The sequence below is a fragment of the Streptomyces anthophorae genome (genome assembly GCF_049310305.1).
Lineage (GTDB): Bacteria > Actinomycetota > Actinomycetes > Streptomycetales > Streptomycetaceae > Streptomyces.
The window spans coordinates 8,867,368-8,887,933 of record NZ_JBLWQQ010000001.1; the positions used below are offsets into that span (position 1 = coordinate 8,867,368).

The 20,566-nt window shown below is 70.7% G+C and carries 20 protein-coding genes; 13 read left to right on the forward strand and 7 right to left on the reverse strand.

Annotated elements, in window-relative coordinates; genetic code table 11:
• Positions 1-2: 2 nt before the first annotated feature.
• On the reverse strand, positions 3-683 hold the full coding sequence (locus ACNYS0_RS40480; RefSeq protein WP_422481528.1) for an HAD family hydrolase: 681 nt from the start codon (positions 681-683) through the stop codon (positions 3-5).
• Between the two features lie 82 nt (positions 684-765).
• On the opposite strand from ACNYS0_RS40480, the gene ACNYS0_RS40485 reads away from it, so the two are divergent.
• Positions 766-1,110, forward strand: coding sequence for a VOC family protein (locus ACNYS0_RS40485; RefSeq protein ID WP_422481530.1), 345 nt, complete (start codon positions 766-768; stop codon positions 1,108-1,110).
• Between the two features lie 45 nt (positions 1,111-1,155).
• Here ACNYS0_RS40485 and ACNYS0_RS40490 read toward each other — a convergent pair whose 3' ends face one another.
• Positions 1,156-2,571 carry an FG-GAP-like repeat-containing protein gene (locus ACNYS0_RS40490; protein ID WP_422482900.1) on the reverse strand — a complete coding sequence of 472 codons (1,416 nt, stop codon included), beginning with the start codon at positions 2,569-2,571 and terminating at the stop codon, positions 1,156-1,158.
• Positions 2,572-3,053: 482 nt separating this feature from the next.
• Here ACNYS0_RS40490 and ACNYS0_RS40495 point away from each other — a divergent pair, with 482 nt between their 5' ends.
• From ACNYS0_RS40495 to ACNYS0_RS40515, 5 genes are all read left to right on the forward strand, one after another.
• Complete coding sequence (locus tag ACNYS0_RS40495; RefSeq protein WP_422428958.1) at positions 3,054-3,599, forward strand: transglycosylase SLT domain-containing protein; 546 nt, start codon at positions 3,054-3,056, stop codon at positions 3,597-3,599.
• A gap of 74 nt (positions 3,600-3,673) precedes the next feature.
• The gene (locus ACNYS0_RS40500) at positions 3,674-4,822 is read left to right on the forward strand and encodes an LCP family protein (protein ID WP_422481532.1); all 1,149 of its coding nucleotides are present in this window, start codon (positions 3,674-3,676) and stop codon (positions 4,820-4,822) included.
• A gap of 174 nt (positions 4,823-4,996) precedes the next feature.
• Entirely contained in the window at positions 4,997-5,746 is a 750-nt protein-coding gene (locus ACNYS0_RS40505; RefSeq protein ID WP_422481534.1) for an SDR family oxidoreductase, read from the forward strand.
• A gap of 20 nt (positions 5,747-5,766) precedes the next feature.
• Positions 5,767-6,081, forward strand: a complete 315-nt coding sequence (locus ACNYS0_RS40510) for a nuclear transport factor 2 family protein (protein ID WP_422481536.1) — start codon at positions 5,767-5,769, stop codon at positions 6,079-6,081.
• A 42-nt stretch (positions 6,082-6,123) separates the two neighbouring features.
• The gene (locus ACNYS0_RS40515; RefSeq protein WP_422481538.1) at positions 6,124-7,002 is read left to right on the forward strand and encodes a LysR family transcriptional regulator; all 879 of its coding nucleotides are present in this window, start codon (positions 6,124-6,126) and stop codon (positions 7,000-7,002) included.
• Between the two features lie 25 nt (positions 7,003-7,027).
• On the opposite strand, the gene ACNYS0_RS40520 is transcribed toward ACNYS0_RS40515, so the two are convergent.
• Both ACNYS0_RS40520 and ACNYS0_RS40525 read right to left on the reverse strand, forming a co-directional pair.
• On the reverse strand, positions 7,028-7,771 hold the full coding sequence (locus ACNYS0_RS40520) for a FadR/GntR family transcriptional regulator (protein ID WP_422481540.1): 744 nt from the start codon (positions 7,769-7,771) through the stop codon (positions 7,028-7,030).
• Between the two features lie 4 nt (positions 7,772-7,775).
• Positions 7,776-9,104: an enolase C-terminal domain-like protein gene (locus ACNYS0_RS40525; RefSeq protein ID WP_422481542.1), complete on the reverse strand. Its 1,329-nt coding sequence runs from the start codon at positions 9,102-9,104 to the stop codon at positions 7,776-7,778.
• A gap of 225 nt (positions 9,105-9,329) precedes the next feature.
• On the opposite strand from ACNYS0_RS40525, the gene ACNYS0_RS40530 reads away from it, so the two are divergent.
• Complete coding sequence (locus ACNYS0_RS40530; protein WP_422481544.1) at positions 9,330-10,658, forward strand: MFS transporter; 1,329 nt, start codon at positions 9,330-9,332, stop codon at positions 10,656-10,658.
• Positions 10,633-11,550: a fumarylacetoacetate hydrolase family protein gene (locus ACNYS0_RS40535; protein ID WP_422481546.1), complete on the forward strand. Its 918-nt coding sequence runs from the start codon at positions 10,633-10,635 to the stop codon at positions 11,548-11,550. Before ACNYS0_RS40530 ends, ACNYS0_RS40535 begins: the two co-directional genes overlap by 26 nt.
• Positions 11,551-11,586: 36 nt before the next feature.
• Here ACNYS0_RS40535 and ACNYS0_RS40540 read toward each other — a convergent pair whose 3' ends face one another.
• Positions 11,587-13,065 (reverse strand): glycoside hydrolase family 43 protein, encoded by a 1,479-nt coding sequence (locus ACNYS0_RS40540; protein WP_422481548.1) that lies wholly within the window; start codon positions 13,063-13,065, stop codon positions 11,587-11,589.
• Positions 13,066-13,220: 155 nt separating this feature from the next.
• On the opposite strand from ACNYS0_RS40540, the gene ACNYS0_RS40545 reads away from it, so the two are divergent.
• On the forward strand, positions 13,221-14,231 hold the full coding sequence (locus tag ACNYS0_RS40545) for a LacI family DNA-binding transcriptional regulator (protein WP_422482901.1): 1,011 nt from the start codon (positions 13,221-13,223) through the stop codon (positions 14,229-14,231).
• A 34-nt stretch (positions 14,232-14,265) separates the two neighbouring features.
• On the opposite strand, the gene ACNYS0_RS40550 is transcribed toward ACNYS0_RS40545, so the two are convergent.
• Positions 14,266-15,126, reverse strand: coding sequence for an SDR family oxidoreductase (locus ACNYS0_RS40550; RefSeq protein WP_422481550.1), 861 nt, complete (start codon positions 15,124-15,126; stop codon positions 14,266-14,268).
• A gap of 98 nt (positions 15,127-15,224) precedes the next feature.
• Between ACNYS0_RS40550 and ACNYS0_RS40555 the strand changes: the two genes are divergently transcribed.
• A complete protein-coding gene (locus ACNYS0_RS40555) occupies positions 15,225-15,956 on the forward strand; it encodes a TetR/AcrR family transcriptional regulator (protein WP_422481552.1) in 732 nt (243 codons plus the stop codon).
• A gap of 3 nt (positions 15,957-15,959) precedes the next feature.
• On the opposite strand, the gene ACNYS0_RS40560 is transcribed toward ACNYS0_RS40555, so the two are convergent.
• Entirely contained in the window at positions 15,960-17,942 is a 1,983-nt protein-coding gene (locus ACNYS0_RS40560) for an ABC transporter ATP-binding protein (RefSeq protein ID WP_422481554.1), read from the reverse strand.
• A gap of 226 nt (positions 17,943-18,168) precedes the next feature.
• Between ACNYS0_RS40560 and ACNYS0_RS40565 the strand changes: the two genes are divergently transcribed.
• From ACNYS0_RS40565 to ACNYS0_RS40575, 3 genes are all read left to right on the forward strand, one after another.
• Positions 18,169-18,720 carry a hypothetical protein gene (locus ACNYS0_RS40565; protein WP_422481556.1) on the forward strand — a complete coding sequence of 184 codons (552 nt, stop codon included), beginning with the start codon at positions 18,169-18,171 and terminating at the stop codon, positions 18,718-18,720.
• A complete protein-coding gene (locus ACNYS0_RS40570; protein WP_422481558.1) occupies positions 18,707-19,018 on the forward strand; it encodes a winged helix-turn-helix domain-containing protein in 312 nt (103 codons plus the stop codon). The genes ACNYS0_RS40565 and ACNYS0_RS40570 overlap by 14 nt, the downstream gene beginning before the upstream one ends.
• A 130-nt stretch (positions 19,019-19,148) precedes the next feature.
• Complete coding sequence (locus tag ACNYS0_RS40575; protein WP_422481560.1) at positions 19,149-20,528, forward strand: GntP family permease; 1,380 nt, start codon at positions 19,149-19,151, stop codon at positions 20,526-20,528.
• Positions 20,529-20,566: the final 38 nt, after the last annotated feature.

Here is a 20,566-nt window from a genome sequence, read left to right on the forward strand (position 1 = left end):
CATCAGAAGAATTGCAGAAGTTCGGTCAGGGAGCCGATGGACGGGACATCGGAACCGGTCGCGTCGCGGCACAACGCACGGCCCGCGTAACCGAGTTGGACGGCCGCGGCGACCAGATCGGGATCGTCGTCCACGAACAGGCACTGCGACGGCGCGAGGCCCAGCGCGGTGCTGGCGTGGTGGTACATGCGCGGGTCCGGCTTTTCGCAGCCGAGGACCGCGGAGATCGCGTACGCCTCGAAGTACCGGGCGATGCCCAGTCCGGCGTGGAGGTCGGGCAGGTTGGGCCAGGCGTCCGACACGACGGCCATCCGGACGCCTCGGCGGCTCAGCTCTTCCAGGGTCTCCTCGACGTCCGGGTACGTCTCCAGGAAGACCGACGGGGACACGTCGCGGCGCAAGTCGGCCAGGAGGCGCGAGGTCGGCTCCACGCCGAGGTGGCGGAGCATCAGCCGGTGGTAGTCGTCGTAGTCGGGCGTCGACGAATCAGTCGCGAAGAACTCGTCGCCCGCGTCGATGGCCGCTGCGAACTGGTCCGAGGTGATCGACGGGACGTGGTCGAGGACGGTTCGCTCGAAGTCCGCTCGTGGGTTCCAGCGGCCACCGATCGGCCGCATGAGCACACCGCCCGAGTCGAAGAGGACGGCCTGGAGGGTGTCGGGGGAGTCCGGTGGTGCCGTCACCCGGTCAGCATGGCGGACGATGAGTCCCGGGCCCGGAATCGGTCCACCTTCCGAACCGAACCGGTCTGGAGGAGTGGTGCAGGTGGATCTGTACAGCGTGATGTGTGTGAGCGACCGGACCAAGGCGGTGGAGTGGTACGCGGTGTTCTTCGGGCGTCCGGCCGATGAGGTCATCGGAGAGGAGCGCCTGTGGCAGGTCGGCGCGGACGCGTGGGTCGTCGTCGACGACCGGGACGTCCGCGCCGCGCGCGTGGGTGGCGCCATGGTCACGCTCGGCGTGAACGGCCTGGACGAGATCCTGGCCCGGCTGGCGGCACACGGTGTCGACCACGAGCCGGTCGAGACCTACGGCAACGGCGTACGCCATGTCGTCGTGCTGGACCCCGACGGCAACAGCCTCTCCCTCGCCGAGGCACCCACGGCGTGAGACCGGCCCCGGGGCGCGCGGCGGCACGCTCCGAGGCCGTCCGCGTCAGTGGCGCGTCGTCGCGCCCAGGGCCGAGCCGAAGCGGGCCTTGACCGCCGGGTGGTCCAGGTCCTCCGGGGTGAAGAGGATCGAGCCCTTGCCGGTCGGGCCGTCCGCCGAGCCGGGGATGACGCTGACCGCGCCGGTGCCGAGGTACTTGCCGGGGGCGCCCACGGTGAGGTCGGCCGTGCCGTCCGCGTCGTAGTCGCCCGCGGCCACCGCCGAGCCGAACAGGTCGTTGCCCTCGCTGGAGCCGGTCACGCCGGGCGTGGCCAGGGTGATGGTGTGCGCGCCCTGCGCGTCGAGGCCGGAGTCGGCGCCCGGGACGACCGTCACCGCGCCCGCGTTGTTGAAGCCGTCCGGATCGGTGGCGGTGGTGTCGGAGGTGACCAGGTCGGCGTGGCCGTCGCCGTCGAGGTCGGCGAGGACGCCGGCGCGGCCGGGCTGCGCCTCGCCCCCGTAGGCGACGCCCTTGCCCATGCCCGAGGCGGTGCCCGGGAACATGCGCATCAGGAAGTCGTCGGGGCCGTCCGAGAACGTGGTGTCCACGACGATGTCGTCCTTGCCGTCGCCCGTGACATCACCGGCGACGATGCTGTAACCCGCGAACGGCAGGCCCGTCTTGCCGAGCGTCGTACCGGTGAGGCCGGTGGCCGATCCGGCCAGGACACCGAGGGTGCCCTCGTCCGCCGCGTCGTCGGAGTAGGCGACGGTGGCGAGGTCCTTGTAGCCGTCGCCGTTGACGTCGGCCGCCGCGATCTGGCCGGTTCCGGCGCCGCCGCCCGGCGGGGTGAGGGCCTTCATGGCCGGCTTCGGGGTGTCGCGCAGCTTGGCGGCCCCCTTCACCACCTGCACCTTCGTCCCGGCCGCGACCGCGATGTCGGCGCGCCCGTCGTGGTCGAAGTCGCCGACGGCCAGCTTGTTGCCGAAGGCCTGCCGGGCCGTGGGCGTCGGGGCGTGGAAGGCGATGGCGTCCGCGCTGAGGCCGCCCTTCGCGCCGAAGACGACGGTGACCGAACCGGCCCCCTTCACGGAGCCGATCGCCTCGCCGCCCGCCCCGATGACCAGGTCCGCGTACCCGTCGCCGTCCACGTCCCCGACGGCCGTCGCCGAACCGAACCGGTCGCCCGCCTCCGGGGTGCCCGGGATGCCCGCGGTGCGCTGGGTGATGCCCTTGTGCCGGGTCGTGCGCACACCCTGCGAGGTGCCGTACGCCACCGAGACGTAGCCCGCCTTCGAGAACCCGGCGATCGTCCCCTCAGGGGCGCCCACCGCCAGATCACCGAAGCCGTCGCCGTCGAAGTCACCCGCGGGCGAGGCCGCCGCCCGGGGCTCGGCCTGCGCGGGTGTCGTCACCAGGAGGACTCCACCCGTCACCGCCAGGGCCGTCGCACACGCCGCGAGCAACCGTTGCCGTCTCATGCCGTTCACACGCACTCCCGTTTCGTCCTGTCGCCGTGGTGCCGATGCGCGGCGGTTCCCCGCGGAACGCGGCGCATCGTCATCACAGCAGACCCCCGAGGAGGGCGACTGGTTGTACACGCCGGGGTGGAAGTGGTGTGAACGGCGGGGGTCTTTGCGGTGGCGCCGATGACAGCCGATGACAGGTGACGGAGAGGTCCGGAGGGCCCTCCGGCTGTGAGCCCACCCATATGAGCCACGGCACATGCTAAGGACGGTAGTAATTCCGGCCGGCGTGGAACCCCGCCGCCCGACCCTGGTCCGAAGTGCCCGATCTGCCGGTTCTGCGTACTCGGGTAGTACGTCACACCTTTGCGTCCGGCCACCGCGCGCCGCTACCCCTGATGGAGTCCCGAGCAGCCGGGAGCGGCCGGAGAGCACCGGCACCGGCTCGCGCCGCACGACGCACTTCGTGCACCACCCCGTTGGAGAGGCACCCCCTCATGCTGATGCCCTTTGCCCCGATGCCGGCCCGCACCGCCGACCGCACCGACCGCATGCGCCGGATCTCCGCCGCCGGTATCGCCACGGCGGCGGCCGCCGCCGCGGCCCTCACCCTGGTGCCCTCCTCGCCGGCGCAGGCGGCGGAGCACACCGCCCCGGCCAAGGCCTCCACCGCCAAGGCCGCCACCGCCCCGGCCAAGCCCGCGGCGCCCGCCAAGACGTACTCGAACAACCTCGACGGCTGGATCCGCGAGTCCCTCGACATCATGAAGGCCAAGGGCATCCCCGGCTCGTACGAGGGCCTGCACCGCAACATCATGCGCGAGTCCTCCGGCAACCCGAACGCCGAGAACGGCTGGGACGTCAACGCCCAGAACGGCGTCCCGTCCAAGGGCCTGCTCCAGGTGATCCAGCCCACCTTCGACACGTACCACGTCTCCGGTACGTCGAACAGCATCACGGACCCGGTCGCCAACATCACCGCGGCCGCGAACTACGCCGCCGACCGCTACGGCTCCATCGACAACGTCGACTCGGCGTACTGAGCCGCGCCCCGGCGCAGACGAGCACGTAGCACCAGCAGCACCCAGCAGTACCCAGCAGTAAGGAAGCCCTCCCCATGCCGCACGAGAGCGGGAACGAGCACCAGCCGCACCCGGCCGATGAGCCCGCGGCGCCCACGGTGCCCGCCTACGGCCCCGCACGGTTGCGCCGCTCCCGGCACCGCAGGCGCAAGCGCGCCCTGCGCTGGATGGCGGGCGGCGCCCTCGGCCTGACCCTGGTCGGCGGCGGCGGTGTGGCCTACGCCTGGCAGCACCTCAACGGCAACATCAAGGGCACGGACGTGGACGCCGCCCTCGGAGCCAACCGGCCCCACGACCAGCACGACGGAGCGATGAACATCCTCCTGCTCGGCTCCGACTCCCGGGCGGGAACCCACGGCGAGTACGGCAGCGGCGTCCTCGGCGCCCGCGCCGACACGGCGATGGTCCTGCACGTCGACAAGACCCACAAGAAGGCCTCCGTCGTCAGCATCCCGCGCGACACCGAGGTCGACCGCCCCACCTGCAAGACCTCGCACGGCGACGTCCAGGCGGCCCACAAGGCGGTGTTCAACTCCTCGTACGCGCTGGGCGGGCCCGCCTGCACCGTGAAGACGGTGGAGAAGATGTCGGGCGTCCGCATGGACCACTACCTCGAAGTCGACTTCAAGGGCTTCCAGAAGCTGATCGACGAGCTCGGCGGCGTGGACATCACCACGCGCAACGCCATCCACGACAGCAACAGCGGCCTCTCCCTGGACACCGGAAAGCACCGCCTGAAGGGCAAGGACGCGCTCGCGCTCGTTCGTACCCGGCACGGCGTGGGCGACGGCAGTGACCTGGGCCGCATCCAGCTCCAGCAGGCGTTCGTCAAGGCCCTGATCCACCGCGCCGACACCGTCGACCCGCTCGGCAGCCCGAGCAAGTCCTACGCCCTGGCCGACACCGCGACGAAGACCATCAGCGCGGACTCCGAGCTGGCGTCCGCCGACAAGCTCCTCGGCCTCGCCAAGGAGCTGAAGGGCATCAGCCCCGACCGGACCGACATGGTCACGCTCCCGGTCACCTACGACGCCCAGGACGCGGGCCGCGTCCTGCCCCTGGAGAAGGCCTCCCACCAGGTCTGGAAGTCCCTGCGCCACGACCGGCCGATCCCGAAGAAGGCCACACAGGGCTCGGTCGGCGACCGGACGGACTCGCCGGTGGTGTCGGGCGCGGGGGTCTGACGAGGGTGGAGCAGTCCCCCGCCACCCGGGCCGCGCCTCCCTGACCTGCGTTCATCGACGACACCTGTGGGGTCACCCAAAGGTTCTGTTACCCGGCGCCCGGAATGTCCTCCTAGCCTCGACCGTGAGACACCAACGGATCGAACACCGGCAGGACGCGAGGGAGTGCTGAGCATGACCGAGTACACGCTGCGCGACAAGGTCGCCGTCATCGGCGGAGGAGAGAAGAACCTGGGCGGACTGACCAGCAGGACGTTCGCCGAGGCGGGAGCGAAGGTCGTCGTCCACTTCCACACCGGTGAGGACGACGCCGAGCAGACGGTGAAGGCGATCAGGGAAGCGGGCGGCCAGGCGGTCGCCGTCCAGGGCGACCTGACCCGGGTGGCGGACGTGCGGCGCCTCTTCGACGTCGCCGTGGACACCTACGGCGGGGTCGACATCGCCGTGAACACCACCGGAATGGTGCTGCGCAAGCCGATCCTGGAAACCACCGAGGACGAGTACGACCGCATGTTCGGCATCAACGCCAAGGCGGCCTACTTCTTCATCCAGGAGGCCGGGCGACGCCTGAACGACCATGGCAAGATCGTCAGCCTGGGGACGTCGCTGCTGGCCGCGTACACCGACGGCTACTCGACGTACGCCGGCGGCAAGGCGCCCCTGGAGCACTTCACCCGGGCGGCCTCCAAGGAGTTCGCCGACCGGCACATCTCGGTGAACACGGTGGCTCCCGGGCCGATGGACACCCCGTTCTTCTACCCGCAGGAGACCCCGGAGCGCGTCGAGTTCCACAAGTCGCAGGCGATGGGCAACCAGCTCACCCACATCGAGGACATCGTCCCGCTCATCACCTTCCTGGCCACGGCCGGCTGGTGGATCACCGGGCAGACCCTGTTCGCCAACGGCGGCTACACCACCCGCTGAACCATCCCCAGGAGGAAGCGATGACCGCTCAATCGACGGACCCGGCGGTGGCCGCGTTCATCTCCGCGGTGAACTCCGGTGACAAGGACGCGTTCTTCGCCGCGCTCAGCGACGACGCCACGATGTCCGACGACGGCACGGAACGCGACCTGGCCGCATGGGTGGACCGCGAGATCTTCTCGGCCGACGGACGCATGGACGTCGACGACGTGTCGGACGACGGCAGAACCCTGACCGCCGTCTTCACCAACAGCACGTGGGGCAGCATGCGTACGCGATGGACCTTCACCGTGACCGACGGCCGGGTCGGCCGCTTCGAGACGGGCCAGGCCTGAACAATCCACGCGGTCGACACCGCCATGCCGTAGGACAGTGACATGGCCCTGGACCTGAACAAGCTCGAGCACCTGGTCGCTGTCGTGGAGGAAGGCAGTGTCACCCGCGCCGCGGCCCGACTGCACCTGTCGCAGCAGGCCGTGTCGACGTCCATCCGCGTCCTCGAACGCGAGGTGGGAGTACCCCTGTTGGAGCGCGGCAGCGCCGGCATCACCGTCCTGCCCGCCGGGCAGGCGCTCGTCGAGGACGCCCGTGTGCTGAACGGCGCGGTGCGCTCCGCCCTGCGCCGCGCCCGGCACATCGGGCGCGGCGACACCGAACCGCTGCGCATCGGATACACCCCGGCGGTGACCGGCGAGGAGGTGGTCACCCTGCTCGCCCCGCTGACCGACGCCCACCCGGACGTCGTCCCCGAGGTGCACCAGCGCTACCCCGACGAGCTGACGACCGCGCTGCTCGCCGGGGACCTCGACATCGGGCTGTGCCGGGGCATGGCTCCGGCACACGGCCTTACCCGTACGACCCTGGGGGAGCAGCGGCTGCACATCGCCGTCGCCGCCGACCACCCCCTCGCCGAGCGGACCACCGTGAGCCTGCCCGACCTTGCGGGCGAGCACTTCATGATGTGGGGGACACCCGGCCGGTCCGGCTACACGGACCTGCTCGTCGCCCACTGCCGCCACGCCGGGTTCGACCCGCGCGTCGAGCGCACCGACCGCCAGGGCACGCCGCCGGTCACCGCGGTCATCGGCACCCGCCGCCTCGCCTTCGTCACCGCACCACCCGGCGTCGTCGCAGGCGGCAAGGCGCAGGTCATCGCCCTGGAGCCGCCGGTCCACGCGCCGCTGCACGCGTTGTACCCGGGCACGACGACCTGCCCGGGCCGCGACCTGTTCCTCCGCGGGGTGACACTTCCGTAGGCGCACACTGCGTGCGGCGGAGGTGTCAGGCCGGCTCCCGGATCGCATCCAGCCGCTCCCGCACCCACGTGTCCACATCGGTGACATGCCGGTGGGCCGCCGCGAAGGCGCTCAGGGAGTCGTGGGCGCGCAGCGCGCGGTAGATGTCCAGGTGCTGCTCGTGCGTCCACGTGACGACGTCGCACTTGACCAGGGCCCGCCAGATGCGGGCCCTGGCGGTGCGCTGGGCGACCGTCTCCAGGAGGGAGACCAGCGTGGCGTTGCCCGTGGCCGCCACGATGTCGGTGTGGAACGCCAGGTCCTCGCGGACGAGTTCCTCGGCGTCCTGGAGGGTGCGCATCCGCTCGATGCGTTCCTGGAGCCGGTCCAGGGTGGCGGTGTCGATGCGGGTCGCCGCCAGGGCGGTGGCACCCGGTTCCATGACCTTGCGGCACTCCAGCATCTCGTCGAGCCCGGTGTCGCCCGCGAGGTCGAGGAAGCCGACCGCCGCCCGTACGAGACGGTCCGGGCGCAGATCGGTGACGAACGTGCCGTCGCCGCGCCGCACTTCGAGCACTCCGGCCATGGCGAGGGCCCGTACCGCCTCGCGCAGGGACGGGCGGGACAGCTCCAGCTCGTGGGCGAGGACGGTCTCCGGCGGGAGCCGGTGCCCGGGGCTGAACTCGCCCGTCTCGATGCGCTTCTTCAGGCGGTGGATCGCCACGTCGACGACACTGCCCGCGGCGTCACCGGAGCTGTCCGCTGCCGCTGTGGTGGGTGTGATGGGCATGGGCTCAGGATGCCATCCGGGGGCCGCTCCACCGCGGGCCGTCGGGGAAGCGGTACTCGGCCAGCGTCTCGCGGCGGATCTGCGCGCTGTAGCCGGGGGCCTCGGGCACCAGGTAGCGGGAGCCGCGGATGCGGACCGGGTCGTGGAAGTGCTCGTGGAGGTGGTCGACGTACTCCACCACGCGGTCGTTCATGGAGCCGCTGACCGCCACGTAGTCGAAGATCGACAGGTGCTGGACCAGCTCGCACAGGCCGACGCCGCCCGCGTGCGGGCAGACCGGGACGTCGTGCGCCGCGGCCAGCAGCAGCGCGGCGACCGCCTCGTTGACGCCGCCGAGCCGACAGGCGTCGATCTGGCAGATGCCGATCGCGTCGGCCTGCAGGAACTGCTTGAACATCACGGCGTTGTGGGCGTGTTCGCCGGTGGCCACGTGCGTGGGCGCGATGGCGCGGGCGATGGCGGCGTGGCCGAGGATGTCGTCGGGGCTGGTCGGCTCCTCGAACCACCAGATGTCGAACTGGGCGAGCGCCTTGGCCCATTCGACCGCCTCGGCGACGCCCAGGGTCTGGTTGGCGTCGATCATCAGGCGCCGGTCCGGGCCGATGATGTCGCGGGCGATCCGGCAGCGCCGCACGTCGTCGTCAAGGTCGGCGCCGACCTTGAGCTTCACGGAGTCCCAGCCCGCGTCGACGGCCTCCTGGCACAGTCGGGCGAGCTTGGCGTCGTCGTAGCCGAGCCAGCCCGCGCTCGTGGTGTACGCGGGGTAGCCCAACTCCCTAACCTGGGCCTCGCGTTCGGCGCGGCCGGCGGCCCGCGACTCCAGCAGGGCGAGCGCCGCCTCGGGTGTCAGGGCGTCCTTGAGGTAGCGCCAGTCGACCAGGTCCACGATCTGCCGCGGTGACATGTCGGCCAGCAGCTTCCACACCGGCTTGCCCGCCAGCTTGCCGGCCAGATCCCAGGCGGCGTTGACGACCGCGGCCGTACCCAGGTGGATGGCGCCCTTGTCCGGGCCGAGCCAGCGCAGTTGGCTGTCGCCGAGCAGATGGCGGGAGAAGGCGCCCAGATCGCCGACGATCTCGTCCACGGACATCCCGACCGCCCGTTCGCCGATCGCCCGCGCGGCGTGCACGGCGAGGTCGTTGCCGCGCCCGATGGTGAACGTGAACCCGTGCCCCTCAAGGGAGTTGGTGCGCTCGTCCCCGCCGTCCACGCGCAGCACCACGTAGGCCGCGGAGTAGTCCGGCGCGTCGTTCATCGCGTCCGAGCCGTCGAGCGACGCGGAGGTCGGGAAACGGACGTCGATCGTCTCGACGTCGACGATACGGGCGGTCATCGGCAATCACTCCTGTCAGAGCACGGGAGAGCCGCGGTCGGCAGCCGCGGCCACGGCCCCAACATGTCAGATGTCTGCGTCAGTGACCAGACGTTTCGGCGAGGTCAATTTCTTAAATCCCAGGTATTGCAAGGAAGTTGCCCGATCACTACGGTCCACGGGTCAGATGTCTGGCCACGTTGGCGGCATCCGGCATCCCACCGTCTCTGGATCGCAGGAGGTCCGATGAGTACAGCGACCACCGTGCAGGGGGTGCGCCGCAAGGTGTCACGGCGCCTGCTGCCACCGCTGTTCGTGATGTTCGTGCTGAGCTTCCTCGACCGCACGAACGTGGCGCTGGTCAAGAGCCACCTGGAGACGGACGTCGGCATCGACGCGGCCGCCTTCGGCCTCGGCGCCGGCATCTTCTTCGTCGGCTACGCGGTCCTCGGCGTGCCCTCGAACCTCGCCCTGCACCGCATCGGAGCGCGCCGCTGGCTCGCCGGACTCATGTTCGTCTGGGGCCTGTTGTCCTGCGCCATGGCCCTGGTCAGCAGCCCGACCACGTTCTACGTCCTGCGTTTCCTGCTCGGCGCCGCGGAGGCCGGCTTCTTCCCCGGCGTGATCCTCTACATCACGTACTGGTTCGCGGGCCCGGACCGCGGGAAGGCCACCGGTGTGTTCCAGTCGGCCGTCGCCGTGTCCAGCATCATCGGCAACCCGCTGGGCGGCTATCTCATCGGGCTGCACGGCCTCGCCGGGATCGACGGCTGGAAGTGGATGTTCCTCCTGGAGGGTGCGCCGACGGTGGTGATGGCGCTGGCCATCCCGTGGCTGCTCACCGACCGCCCGGAGCAGGCGACATGGCTGACCGACGAGGAGCGCCGGCTGCTCGTCGACCGGATCGCCGCCGACCGCCCGGCCGAGGGCGCCGGCACCCCGCAGCGGGCGGTCGAAATCCTGCGCGACAGCCGCGTCCTGCGCCTGATGTTCGTGTACTTCGCGATCCAGATCAGCGTGTACGGGGTGACGTTCTGGCTGCCCGCACTGGTCGGCCGCATCGACGGCCTGGGCGATGTCGGTATCGGTTTCGTGTCCGCCCTGCCCTGGGTCTTCGCGCTCGCCGGGGTGCTGATCCTGCCCTGGTGGTCGGACCGGACCGGCGACCGGCGCGGCCCGCTGCGCCTCGCGCTGCTCCTCACGGTCGTCGGCCTGCTCGGCGGCGTCCTGCTGCCGCCGGTGCCCGCCGTGGCCGCCCTGTGCGTGGCCGCCTTCGGATTCCTGGGCGCCCAGCCGGTGTTCTGGACGGTGCCGCCGACGATCCTCGCCGGGGTACAGATAGCCGGAACCATCCCGCTGATCTCGGGCTTCGGGAACCTCGGCGGATTCGTGGGCCCGTACGCGATGGGCGCGGTCGAAGCGGGCACGGGCTCGCAGACCGGCGGCCTGTACCTCATCGCGGTGCTCGCCGCCGCGGGTGCGCTGGTCGCGGCGACCTTCCACTGGGTGGGACAGAAGAACAACACAACGACTGAAGAAGGGACGGCCGATGACACACATCGTGCGCTTCGCTGACGAGAACGGCACCGTACGCACCGGGATCACCGATGAGGCGGGCACCGTACGGGCCTTCACGGGAGGACCCCGGATCGCGGACCTGCTGCGACTGCCGCTCGACGACCTGCGGGCCCGCGTCGAGGGCCCCACGGAGACGGTGGTGGGCCCGGTGCTGCTCCTGCCGCCGATGGACGGCCTGATGGAACTGTGGGCGGCAGGCGTCACGTACGAACGCTCACGCGACGCCCGGGTGGAGGAGAGCAGCGAACAGTCGGTGTACGAGCGGGTCTACGACGCGGAGCGCCCCGAGCTGTTCTTCAAGTCGCAGCCGTGGCGCGTGGTCACGGACGGCGAACCCATCGCCGTGCGCGACGACTCCGAGCTGAACGTCCCCGAGCCGGAACTCGGCCTCGTCCTCAACCGCCAGGCGCAGACGGTCGGTTACGTCGTCGTGAACGACGTCAGCTCACGCTCCATCGAGGGCGACAACCCCCTCTACCTCCCGCAGGCGAAGATCTACGCCGGTGCCTCCGCGGTGTCCGCGGGCATCGTCCCGGCATGGGAGGTCCAGGACGCCGCCGCGCTGAAGATCGGCATGCAGATACGGCGGGACGGGGGAGTGGCCTTCGAGGGCACGACCACCACGGCCGCCTTCCACCGCCCCCTCCAGGACCTGGTCGACCACCTGTGGCACTGCCAGCCCTTCCCCGAGGGCGCGGTGCTGTCGACGGGCACCGGCATCGTGCCGGGCCTCGACGTCACCCTGACCGAAGGCGACACGGTATCGATCACCATCGAGGGCGTCGGCACGCTCACCAACCCCGTACGCACCGGACAGGCCGCCCTCGACTGGCTGGTGCCGGCGCTGGACGACCCGGGGGCGCGGCGGGCGCACAGGGTGACGACATGACGCGGTGACGCGAGGGCGCGGCTCCTGGCCCCGGCCTCAGTCCGTGTACACCTCCGCCCGGTCCACGCTCACGAACGCGCCCGAGGAGTCCGCGTTGTGGTCGCCGGTCACCCGGATCCTCAGGGTGTGCGGGCCGTTGGTGAGGCGGGGGCTGAGGTACTGGAGGGTCTCGCCGGTGCGGATCGGGCCGTGGAAGTCGACGCGCTGCTCGGGGCCGCCGTCGACGCTGATCGCGGCGATGCCGTTGCCGGTGTCCTTCACGGAGAGCAGGGCGATCCGGGTGCCGGTGAAGGAGTACGTCGCCGTGTTGCCCGCCTTGTCGCTCCAGTGGTCGTCGCTCCAGAAGCACTGGGTCCCGCAGCCCGTACCGGAGTTCCATGTGCCGGTGTACTTCACGGAGCCGGAACCGCTGGAGCGGCCGTCGTCGTTGATCCAGTGGTTGCCGGAGCCGGGGTCGCCGGAGGGCAGGTTCTGGGTGGCGCCGAGGGCGAGCGGGGTGCCGAGGTTCGGGCTGCCGTCGGCGTTCCAGCCGATCTTCTGGGCGCGGGTCGTGCGGTTGCTGTAGGTGTTCGTCGACGTGGTCTTGGCGTGGTAGATCAGCCAGTCCTCCTTGCCGTCGGGCGACTTGAAGAAGGCGTGGTGGCCGGGGCCGAACACACCCCGGTCGTCCGCGCGCTTGAAGACCGGTCCGTCGTGCTGCTTCCAGTTGCCGGGCACGAGCGGGTTCGCCCCGTCCGCGAGCGACATCATCCACACCTGGTAGTCGGGCTTGCCCGTGTCGCAGGTCGAATACGTCATCCACGTACGGCCGTTGCGGTTGAGGAACTCCGGGCCCTCGCGGACCTGGGGGCAGCCGCCCGCGCCGTCGATGGCGACCGCGTCGCCCGAGACGGTGTAGGGGTTGGACATCGGCGCGATGTTGAGGCCGTTGTGCTGGTACGGGTTGAGACCGCTGTAGGCGAGGTACAGCTTGCCGTCGTGCTGGAGGATGCCCGGGTCGATGGCGAAGTCGTTCGCGTGGTTGGGCGGCGTGAGCTTCGCCTTGAAGTGGTACGGGCCGGTCGGGTCGTCGCCCTGCGACTCCAGGACATAGAGGCGGTGGTGCTCGTCCGTGCCGTCGTCGGCCGTGTAGTACATGTACCAGCGCTCGCCGAAGCGGTAGAACTCCGGCGCCCAGATGTGCTGGTTGCGCGAGGCGTCGCTGTCCGTCCACACCGTCTTCGGGTCGGCGTCGAGCAGTGTGGCCAGGGAGGGCGAGCTCCACATCTTGATGCTGCCGCCCTGGGTGGTGGTGAGGTGGTAGGCGCCGTTCGCGTGGGAGAGGAACGGGTCAGGACCGGAGTTGAGCGGATTGCGGAAGTTGCTCGATGCGGCCGCTGCCGAGGTGGGTTTGCGCGCGGAGGCCGGTGCCGACTTCTCCGTGGTGGACTGCGTCGCGCTGACCAGACCGGCGAACAGCGCGATCAACGCGGCGGCCAGACCGGCGACGAGAGCGGCACGGTGGCGTGCGCGCATGAGCGACTCCTTACATCGATGTAAGTCCTCAGGCTTCTGGACGGTAGGGAAGGGGCACAAGCGTGTCAACGCGGCGACTGTGACGGCGAGTCGGCCAACGGGAGTGGCGGTGCGGATACGCTCACGGGCGGCGGACGGAAGGGGTGAGTGGCATGGTGGCCAGGCCCAGGATCAAGGACGTTGCGGAGTACGCGGGTGTCTCGCCCAAGACCGTCTCCAACGTGATCAACGACTTCGAGCAGGTGTCGGACCGGACCCGCGAGGCGGTGAAGGAGGCCATCGACGCGCTCGGCTACCGCGTCAACATCGCGGGCCGCCAGCTGCGCCAGGGCCGCACCGGCATGATCACCCTGGCCGTGCCCGAGCTCGACGTCGCGTACTTCGCCGAACTGGCGGGGCTCGTCATGGCCGAGGCGGACCGGCGCGGACTGACCGTGCTGCTGCACAGGACCGGCGGGGTGCGCGAGCGTGAACTGGACGCGCTGCGCGGCTTCGACGCCCGGTTCACCGATGGTGTCGTGCTCAGCCCGCTCGCCCTGCACCCAGGCGACCTCGCGGGACGCGACCGTGGTTTCCCCGTGGTCCTGCTCGGTGAGCGGCCCGTCGAGGGCGGCACGGACCATGTCGCCCTCGACAACGTGGCGGCCGCACGCGAGGCCACCGCGCACCTGCTCTCCCGGGGCCGCCGCCGTATCGCCGTCATCGGCGGCAGAGTGCGCGGCCCGCAGGGCACGGACCGGCTGCGCACCGACGGCTGTCGCGAGGCCCTGAAGGGGGCCGGAATCCCCTTCGACGCCCGCCTGGTCGTTCCGGTGGACGCCTTCCAGTGGCGCGACGGCGCCCGCGCCGCGACCACGCTGCTCGACTCGGAGCTGCGCCCCGACGCCCTGCTCTGCCTCAACGACCACCTCGCCCTGGGCGCACTCCGGGCCCTGCACGAGCGGCGGGTGAGCGTCCCGGGCACCCTCGACGTGGTCGGCTTCGACGACATCGAGGCCTCACGCTTCAGCGTGCCGAGCCTGACGACGGTGGCCCCCGACAAGAAGGAGATCGCCCGCGCGGCCGTGGCCCTGCTCCTCGACCGCATCGCCGGCCCGGCCGGGGCTCCGCCGCGCGATCACGTCGTCGGGCACGAGCTCATCGTCCGGGAGAGCACGGGCGGTTGAGGGCCCTCGGGGCCGTGTGGAGGGCCGTCGACACCTACGCGGCCCAAGCGTGCTCCAGCAGCGTACGGAAGTCGGTCGGCGCGCGGCCTATCAGCTCGGCGAGCGTCGGGTCGACGGTGCTGAACTCCCCGCCTCGCGCCGCCTCGAAGACGCTCAGCATCAGGTCGGCGACCGGGGCCGGGGCACCCTGCGAGAGCGCCTGCTCGCGGAAGGTGTCGTCGGGGACGACGGTGCGGGTGAAGGGACGGCCTTCGGCCCCGGCCGCGAGCTCCGCGATGGCGTCGAAGTCGAGCGCCGCGGGCCCGGTCAGCGCCGGGGTGGGGCCTTCGAACCGGCCCTCGTCGGTGAGGATCGCGGCGGTGGCCTCGGCGAGGTCGTCATGTCCCGTCCAGGCGACGGGGCCGTCCGCGGGCAGGGCCGCGTCTCCGCTGTGGCGTGAGGACTCGAGGAACTGGAGGGCGCTGGCGGCGTAGAAGCCGTTGCGCAGCGAGGTCCAGGGTAGGCCGGTGGCGCGCAGGAGGTCCTCGGTCCTGGCGTGGTCGCGGCACGGCTGGAAGCGCGAGTCGTGTGCGGCGCCCATCTGGCTGGTGTAGAGGATGCGGCCGACGCCGGCCTTCACCGCGGCGTCGATGGCGGTCCGATGGCCCGCGACGCACTCCTCGCCGGCGCGGTCGAGGGAGACGAGAAGCAGCTGCTCGGCGCCCTCGAAGGCGTGCACCAGGGAGCCGGGGTCGTCGAAGCTGCCCTGCCGTACGCGCACGCCGCGGTCGGCGAGGTCCTGGGCCTTGCGGGGGTCGCGCACGCTGACGCCGACGCGGTCGGCGGGCATCCGCTGAAGGAGGTGCTCGACGACGCGGCTGCCGAGCTTGCCGGTGGCTCCGGTCACGATGATCACGGGGTTCTCCGAACGTTGTTGCCGATGTTTCCGATGGAATCAGAACAACGATAACACTGGAACTAACAATGGAACCAAAAAATCGATATCATCGATACATGCCTACCCGTGACACCGCAGAGAGCCCCCGCCGCCGCATCGTCGAAGCGGCCGTCGAGCTGCTGGAGGCCGGAGGGCCCGACGCCGTGAGCACCCGCGCGGTCGCCGCCGCGGCCGGGATGCAGCCGCCGGCGATCTACCGACTCTTCGGGGACAAGGACGGACTCCTGGAAGCGGTCGCCGAGCACGGCTATGCGCAGTTCCTGGAGAGCAAGCGGGCCCAGCTCGACCCCGCGCCGGAGGACCCGGTGGAGGAACTGCGCCGCGGCTGGGACATGGTCGTGGAGTTCGGGGTCTCGCGCCCCGAACTGTTCGCGGTGATGAACAGGTCCACCGGCCGGGACGCGGACGTGGCGCACCGCGCGGGTCTGGAGATCCTGCGGGGCCGGGTGCGCCGGCTGGCGGCCGGAGGGTGGCTGCGGGTCGACGAGGAGCTGGCCGCCCAGATCATTCAGGCCACGGGGCAGGGCGCGGTCATCACGTGGCACGCCACTCCGTGGGAGCGCCGCGATCCGGCGCTGCTGACCGTCCTGCGCGAGTCCATGGTCGGCGCCGTCACCCGTGCCGAACCCACCTTCTCCGCCACGGAGTCCGGCCCCGCACCGGCGGCCCGCGCCCTGCGCGCCGCGCTGCCCGACCACGCGGACGTCCTCAGCGAGGCCGAGCAGATCCTGCTGCGCGAGTGGCTCACGCGGCTGGCGGAGGACGGTGCGGCGGACGGGGGTTCCTGACCGTCAGTTCGGCTCCGGCACGGCCGGTCGGTCGGCGTCGGGCGCCGGGCGGTGGGGGAGGTGTTCGTACTGTTCCGCCTGGAGGCGGTACATGTGCGCGTACCGGCTCGTGGGCTCGGCGGCGAACAGGTCCGTGTGGCTGCCCTGTTCGATCAGGCGGCCCTCGTGCAGGACGAAGATGCGGTCGGCGTGCCGGACCGCCGCCATGCGGTGCGTGACCAGGACGATGATGCGGTCGGGGCCCGCCAGTCCGAGGATCTGGTCGAAGGCGCGCTGCTCGGCGTCCGGGTCGAGCGCGGACGTCGGCTCGTCCACGATGATCATGCAGGCGTCCCGAAAGTGCGCGCGGGCAAGCCCGATCTTCTGCCACTGGCCGCCCGACAGGTCGCTCCCGCCGCGGAACTGTTTGCCCAGCAGGGTGTTCATGCCGCGGGGGAGCGCCGCGATGTCACCGTCCGCGCCCGCGTACTCGGCGGAGATGTGCAGCTCGTCGTCGGTGGCCTCCCGGCCGGGCTGGCCGATACGGATGTTGGCCGCGGCCGTGAACGGCCAGCGTTCGAAGCTCTGCGTGAGCAGGCTGACGTGAGCGAACAGCTGGTGCCGGTCGGCCTCGGCGATGTCGACCCCGTCCCAGTGGATGTGGCCCTCGCCGGGCAGGTGCAGCCCGCACAGCAGCCGCACCAGCGTCGACTTGCCCGAGCCGTTGGGCCCGACCAGGGCGATGACACTGCCGAGCGGGATGGTGAAGGAGACGTCCTTCACCGCCGGTTCGTCGCGGCCGGGGTAGCGGAAGCTCACCTTGTGCAGACGGATGCTCCCGGGCCGCTCGGGCAGCGGGAGCCCGCCCTGCGGGATGGCCCAGTCGTCGGCCTTCACGAGGAAGTCGGCCAGATCGTGCACGTACAGGGACTGCTCGTGGAGCTGGCTCATGGTGCTGACCAGGGCGCCGATCCCGGCGGAGCCCGAGTTGAGCGCCATCGCGGCGGTGCCGAAGGCGGCCACGCTCATGTGTCCCGACAGGCACAGCCCGATCATCAGCAGGAACGTCAGCAGATAGCCGACCCCTTGCAGGGCGGACGCGGCCAGTTCCGTACGCGCCTTGTCCTTCGCCAGGCGCTCCTGCTCGGACTCCGCGGTGTGCGACATCCGGTGGAAGTGGCGCAGCAGAAAGCCGCCCACACCGTGCACACGTACCTCAAGCGCGGCCGTGACCGAGGTCAGGAGGCTGGACAGCACGCGGCTCGCCCGCAGATGCTCGATCCACGTCATGGTCGAGAAGTACCGCTGCTGGGCCACCCGCATCACGCCCCAGCCGCGCGGCGCCACGATGAGGATCAGCATCGGCAGCAGCACCGGGTTGAGCGCGAGCAGCACCCCGCCGGAGGCGATCAGCGAGAACACACTGTTGATCGCCGAGACACTCGATCCGATCATGTGCCGCGCCTCGTTCGCCCCGTACTGTGCCCGGTCGATCAACTCGCGGAACGCGCCGTCCTCGATCGCCGCCATCTCGACGCGCTCGCAGGCCGCCAAGTACTGCTCGGACGCGGCGCGTTCGACCTTCGGCTCCAGGCTCCCCGCCGCCGAGGTGGACCAGGACGCCAGGATGGCGTTGACGCTGTTGACCGCCACGAGGACGGCTCCCGCCGGCAGTGCGTGCCGCAGGCCGCGCACATCGGTTCCGGCCGCGAGCACCGCGTGCAGGGCGGCGTTGACCGCGAGCAGCTTCAGCGCGGCCGCGATGCCCTGGCCCACCTCGGTGGCGCCCACGACGAGCAGTGAGCGCCGGTCGGTGTGCCAGGCGAGGGCGATGGTGTGTCCCACCAGGCGTGGCAGGGACTTCAGGGCACCCCAGAGCGTGAGGTCGAGGCGGGCGTACTCGTGTTTGCTCCAGCCCATGTCGTAGCGCAACGGGCCACCGAACAGCTCCAGTTCGGAGGTGGAGACCTTCGGCTCCTCCATCCGTGGTCGCCGAAGAATCCTCACGCGTCCGCCACCTCCGTCGAAGCCGCACTCGTCCACGGTGAGGCCGGAGTGCGGGTGGAGCAGCTGGTTCGCCGAAAAACGGAACACCAGTGACGAACGAGGCGCGGACGTCGGTGGCGAACCCGCCTTGCGTGATACATGGCCCGCGCTTGACGACCGAGACTCGGGAAACTAGTTTCCTCTCAGGAAACAAGTTCTGCTGGCGCACATCGATGGAGGGTGTCCCATGACCGAGTCCCACGAGCCCACAGCGCACGAGCCCACGGCATACGAAGCTGCGGCGGCGGCCCAGGCCCTGCGGGGCATCGAGCAGCGCCGCGCCCAGTCCCGCGACGGAACCGGCACGGCACGCTGGGTGGACGTGGTGTTCGGCGTCCTGAGCTTCGTGGTGCTTGCCGCCCCCGACTTCTTCGGCCCCGGCGTCACCGCCTGGACCACACCCGTGTTCTCGGCCCTTGCCATCGGCTACGTCCTCCTCCTGAACACCCGCCGCGGCTCGGCGGTGCTCGGACAGCGCGCACGGCTGCGCAGGAGCGAGATCAACGGGCGCTGGGCCCTCGTCTCCCGCCTGGTGATCCTCGCGTTCGCCGCGGCGGGCATCGCGTTCGCCCTGCTCCAGCCGGACCTCGGCATCCATGTGCCGTACTGGCGAACGGCGTTGGGTGTGCTGCTGGGCGGCGCGCTGATCCTCTTCGGCGGCCGGATGCAGCGCGCGCTGGCCTCGTCGGCGACACGCGAACGACACACCACGGGAAGCGCCCTCCATGGCCACATTTGAGTACGACGCCGTCCTCCTCGACCCGACGCGGCTGACGCTCGTATCGCTGCTCGCGGGCGTGGAATGGGCCGAGTTCGGCTGGCTCCGCGACGAGGCCGGTGTCTCGGCGTCCGCCCTGTCCAAGCAGGTCAGCACCCTGGAGTCGAAGGGCTACGTCGAGGTCAAGAAGGGGTACGTCGGCAAGCGGCCGCGCACCTGGGTGAGTCTGAGCGATGCGGGCCGGGGCGCCCTGGAGAACCATGTCGCCGCCCTGCAACAAGTGGTGGAGACATCACGGCGCCGCGCCGACGACAGTTGAGCGCGACACACTTCGGCCGTCTCCGGGGCTATAAGGACACCTGATACCCCCCTCGCGGATTCCCGTCTTCCGCCGCCGTGAGCAGCGTGGTTCCCTCACGTGGACTCACGCCGTGGTGAGAGGAATCCCCGTGACAGCTCTGCACACCGCGATCGCCATCCTGGTGGTCGTCCTGCTCATTCTGGTGCCCAAGGTGGAACCGGTGATCGCCCTGGTCATCGGCTCGCTCTATCTCGGCATCGCGACCGGCCTCGGTTTCGAGGGCACCATCAAGACGATCGTCGACGGCTTCGGCGACATCATGGCCGAGGTGGGGCTGCTGATCGGATTCGGCGTGCTGCTCGGCTCACTGCTGAACTCCATGGGGATGCTCCAGAAACTGGTCGAGAAGCTGATGCGCGTCCTCGGACCAGGAAAGCTCCCCTACGCCCTCGCAGGCGCCCTGAGCGCCGTTTTCCCGTCGATCTACGTGGACGTCCAACTCGTCCTCGCCGCCCCGCTGGCCAAGTCGGCCGCGCCGCGCATGGGCCGCCACGGGCTGCCGATGATGGGTGGCGCCCTGAGCGCCGGAATCCTCGTCGGCTACGTGTTCGTCGTGCCGGGCCTCGGCACCCTGGCGGTCGCCGGCCTGCTGCACGTGCCGCTCAGCACGATGCTGGTGTACGGCTTCGTCCTCGGCCCGCTCGCCGCGCTGCTGACGACGTTCCTCTACGGGCGGCTGCTGCGCGTCGGCTTCTGGAACGCGGACACCGACGAAATCCCCGCCGACACCGAGCCGACCGATCCGGTCGATTCCACCGAGCCCACCGGGGCGCCTGCGTCCGAGGACGAGCGGACCCATGCCCGCCGCCCAATGCCGCCGCTCTACCTGTCTCTGCTGCCGATCGTCGTCCCCCTGCTGCTCATCGCCACCGGCGCCATCGCCGACGCCGCGGGCGTGAAGTCCGACCTGCTCGCCTTCCTCGGCAACCCGGCGTTCGCCCTGTTCGCGGGCCTGGTCGGCGCGTACGCCCTCGCGAAGCGGGTGCTCAGCAACGAGCGGGTGGAGCAGGCGGTGACCGAGGGCTTCCACAGCACCGGGCAGATCCTGCTCGTCACCGGCGTGGGCGGATCGCTCGGGGCCGTCATCGGCAAGACCGGCCTCGACAAGGTGCTCTCCGGGATCTTCTCCGCCGACGCGGGCATGTCCACCGTGGTGACGATCCTGCTGGTGTGGCTCGTCGCGGCGCTGCTGCACCTGGCCATCGGTTCCATCGGCGTCGCCGCCATCGCCGCGGCCGGGATCATCGCCCCGATCATGGGCGACCTCGCCGTGCCGCCCGCGGTCCTCGCACTGGCCATCGGTTCAGGATCGCTCTTCGCCTTGCAGGTCAACAGCAACTTCTTCTGGATGTTCCAACCGCTCCTCGGGGTGACCACCCGGGGCGCCCTCAAGGCACTCACCTTCGTGACCGCGATGGCATCGGTCGTGTCACTGGTGCTGGTCATCGCCGTGAGCTTCGTGGTGTGAGACCCGCGCGCCGCCCCACAAGCACGTACGAAAGAAAG